We start from the raw sequence: 3408 nt of genomic DNA, 5'->3' as shown, positions 1-3408 counted from the left end.
TTATTGATGTTCTGATTTTCGGAGGGTGTACTGATCGCCTTGCAAGGGACACGATGAGGATTGTAGCCCGCGAGGAAGGAAAGACTTACGACGAGGTACTTTCTGACATCAGGGAAGGTGGGGCAGATGAGCTGACCCAGATACATTTCTGGCGTGTCGTTAGTGCATTATATCCCGGGGCATTTAACCGTATTGATTACCTCTCTGAGTCTCGGAAATACCGTCTCTGGTTATCCTGATTTTTAATCTCGTCACTGCTTGCTTACAGTTCCAGTCTGTATTGTCTGCATTTTTCTTTCATACTGAGTGCCTCACGACCCGTAATAAATTCCGTGTCCGTTCATCCTTGAGCGACGACTGGAGGATGAAGATCTCTCAAAAGATGATGTGGATGCCATGATGCAGGCGACGGAAAGGCTAAGCCGTTATGTCTGATTCCAGTCGGGCGCTGAGCTTCCGGTAAAGCGCTTCGGCCTGCTCATGCAGCTGTTCGCAGTCTGTCGCTTCGTCATCGAAGTCGAGCAGGTCAATTCTTTCCAGCAGGAGGAGTGTCTGGGCGCGGATAAATTTAGCTATGTTGAGAACGGCGGATTCCTGGCGGTTCATGTGTGTTTTCCTGTGTCTTGTGATGATTTTGATGTGAAAACAGGATGCCGTCATTCTGGTGCATAGTCATGCATGGCGTTAAAATTTACCTGGCACGTTTCTGGCGGCTTTTCGGGTGGTTTGTTACCTGTTTTACCGTACCGCCGTCAGAAACGCCCTGAGGGCGCCTGAGGCGGTGCGGGCAACGGATGTTATGGTAAATCCGGTGGCTTTGACGTGCCTGCCGTTGTGTACCGTCGTGAGTGAAAATAATTATATTGTTCGAAGAACAGCGCTTTTTGGCCGGAGAAAAGCAGTTCTGCAAACGATGGTATATCGATATGAGTTCTTTTGGCATTAATCCAGGCAAGACGCCGGGCAATAAGCGTAATATTCCGGGTGTTACTTATTTCCATTTCTGTCAACAGCATCCCCCCCACGCCGGAGAATAAAAAAGCCGCCTGTTCCAGCGGCAAGCCCTACATCAAGGGAAACTACGTCTTACGATTCGTTTTGAACCGGGACGCTTTGTTGCTGCGAATCACTAACCAGATAATCCACGTTTTGTGAGTGGGTTTAGGTTAAGGCTTCAATAGAACAATAATAACGTTAAGTGATTAGGGCAACCTGTGATTGCTAAAATGATGAAGTCTTCACATCATTTCGGTGAAGGCGATATGTGTTACACCACGTATTGAGAGACCTGCATGCCCTTTACAGGTGAACGGGAACGGGAATAGAGCGGCGATTTAGCCAGAGATGGGTTTCATAACACTGTAATTCATATCACAATTATTATAACTGGCGGTATTTTTTTAACCTTTGCAATTCGTTTTATCTGATGTTTATGATAATTTTCAAAAAGTTGGCCCCCTGACATCACCGGGAGCCAAAAAAAATACACCAGTTATTATTGTGGCTATATTATTTCATGAGTAAACAAATATGTCAGGCGTATATTTGTTTACTCAAATTGCTTGTTTTTTAGTCATCGTGATGGGTAATGACTCCAACTTACTGATAGTGTTTTATGTTCAGATAATGCCCGATGACCTTGTCATGCAGCTCCACCGATTTTGAGAACGACAGTGACTTCCGTCCCAGCCTTGCCAGATGTTGTCTCAGATTCAGGTTATGTCGCTCAATGCGCTGCGTATATCGCTTGCTGATAACGTGCAGCTTTCCCTTCAGGCGTGATTCATACAGCGGCCAGCCATCCGTCATCCATACCACGACCTCAAAGGCCGACAGCAGGCTCAGAAGACGCTCCAGTGTGGCCAGAGTGCGTTCACCGAAGACGTGCGCCACAACCGTCCTCCGTATCCTGTCATACGCGTAAAACAGCCAGCGCTGACGTGATTTAGCACCGACGTAGCCCCACTGTTCGTCCATTTCAGCGCAGACAATCACATCACTGCCCGGTTGTATGCGCGAGGTTACCGACTGCGGCCTGAGTTTTTTAAGTGACGTAAAACCGTGTTGAGGCCAACGCCCATAATGCGTGCACTGGCGCGACATCCGACGCCATTCATGGCCATATCAATGATTTTCTGGTGCGTACCGGGCTGAGAGGCGGTGTAAGTGAACTGTAGTTGCCATGTTTTACGGCAATGAGAGCAGAGATAGCGCTGATGTCCGGCAGTGCTTTTGCCGTTACGCACCACGCCTTCAGTAGCGGAGCAGGAAGGACATCTGATGGAAATGGAAGCCACGCAAGCACCTTAAAATCACCATCATACACTAAATCAGTAAGTTGGCAGCATTACCCGGATTTGAGAGTCGCAAACCCATATTAGGGCAAAGAAAGCCTAATGCCCCCGTGGTGGGTACACCAGAAAACGGGGAGCGAAGCGACCAGCATCAGGCCGTTCGTATGCTGCTTCGATTTTGTGGGTGTTGCGCCAGACCTTGGCAATCACGCTTCACCGCAACCGCTGCCTTCACTCTCACTTTATCAGGTACGTTATTGGTTAACGTGAGACCGGGTAGAGCCAGCTTCTTTCCCGAGCTGGTCAGGTTCCCACCGCTTGCCTGTTTATCCTGCCGGAGTCCGGGGCGTAGACCTGAGAGTCAAGGTGCAGATATGGGTTTAATGTCGTTGAATGGTATTAAGCTGGTAGTGACATTCCTAGCCAGCCCTGCTAGGATTTGATTGCGGTCTGATCCGAGCAGGTATCTGCACGAATTAGAGTACTCAAGCCCTGTGATTCTGTCACGGGGCTTTTGTACATCTAGAGCCAGAAAAATCATTATCACTCAGTCAGATCACCGCAACGCCCGCCACAGCTTCATGACCGAACGTAGTGAGCGAATGAGCGAGGAGGCGTCATTTTCACCGTCCGCCCATCATTCTGCTTATGCTTCGAAGCCGCATTTTCCTCTGCCACATAGCCCGATTTCTGTCAATTTCCGCACAGTGTTAAAATAGATAAGCCAGTATACACTCCGCTAGCGCTATGTGACTGGTTCAGGGCTGCGCCCCGAAACCCGCCAAAAGCCTGACGCGCCTGCGGCTTGTCCAACCCCGCGCCGACCGGGAAAGGGTTTCCCGCCCGTCACGGCGTTATCAGGAGACTGGTTTGTCCGAGAAACGGAACAAGATACTCACCATGTGGGTGACGGAGGATGAGTACCGGCTACTGCTGGAACGCTGCGGGGGTACACAGCTTTCTGCATGGGTGCGCCCGTCTGCTATGTCTGTTCCTCCTAGTTTTGGTGGGTGCTTATATCTCTGCTCAATGGCATAACATGTCACTATTAACCGCGATGCTAAAGCGGGCTGTTTTTCACAGTATTACCGGCTCCCGTGCCGGTTTTTTTTCT

General features: G+C 49.5%; 4 protein-coding genes. 1 reads left to right on the top strand and 3 read right to left on the bottom strand.

Annotation, left to right across the window (positions count from 1 at the left end; translation table 11 throughout):
* The coding region (locus tag ACOTX4_RS25565) for a hypothetical protein (protein WP_421635501.1) at nucleotides 1-239 on the top strand (239 nt) is incomplete at its 5' end.
* Between the two features lie 178 nt (nucleotides 240-417).
* On the opposite strand, the gene ACOTX4_RS25560 is transcribed toward ACOTX4_RS25565, so the two are convergent.
* From ACOTX4_RS25560 to ACOTX4_RS25550, 3 genes are all read right to left on the bottom strand, one after another.
* On the bottom strand, nucleotides 418-606 hold the full coding sequence (locus ACOTX4_RS25560) for a Rop family plasmid primer RNA-binding protein (protein ID WP_024157493.1): 189 nt from the start codon (nucleotides 604-606) through the stop codon (nucleotides 418-420).
* Between the two features lie 191 nt (nucleotides 607-797).
* Nucleotides 798-1061: a hypothetical protein gene (locus ACOTX4_RS25555; protein ID WP_138627904.1), complete on the bottom strand. Its 264-nt coding sequence runs from the start codon at nucleotides 1059-1061 to the stop codon at nucleotides 798-800.
* 538 nt (nucleotides 1062-1599) lie between these two features.
* A protein-coding gene (locus tag ACOTX4_RS25550) for an IS1 family transposase (RefSeq protein ID WP_094106546.1) occupies nucleotides 1600-2297 on the bottom strand; the annotation gives its coding sequence in 2 pieces (ribosomal slippage) (nucleotides 1600-2048 and nucleotides 2048-2297; 699 coding nt in all).
* Nucleotides 2298-3408 lie beyond the last annotated feature (1111 nt).

This window comes from Enterobacter cloacae complex sp. IR5459 (assembly GCF_049238005.1).
In the GTDB taxonomy this organism is placed as follows: domain Bacteria; phylum Pseudomonadota; class Gammaproteobacteria; order Enterobacterales; family Enterobacteriaceae; genus Enterobacter; species Enterobacter hormaechei_C.
Note: the sequence above shows the minus strand (reverse complement) of the source record. Positions and strands in the feature narration are given on the sequence as shown.

Bases quoted from the DNA above. Each gene is read 5' to 3' on its own strand.
- ACOTX4_RS25560 (WP_024157493.1), bottom strand. From the start codon at position 606: ATGAACCGCCAGGAATCCGCCGTTCTCAACATAGCTAAATTTATCCGC.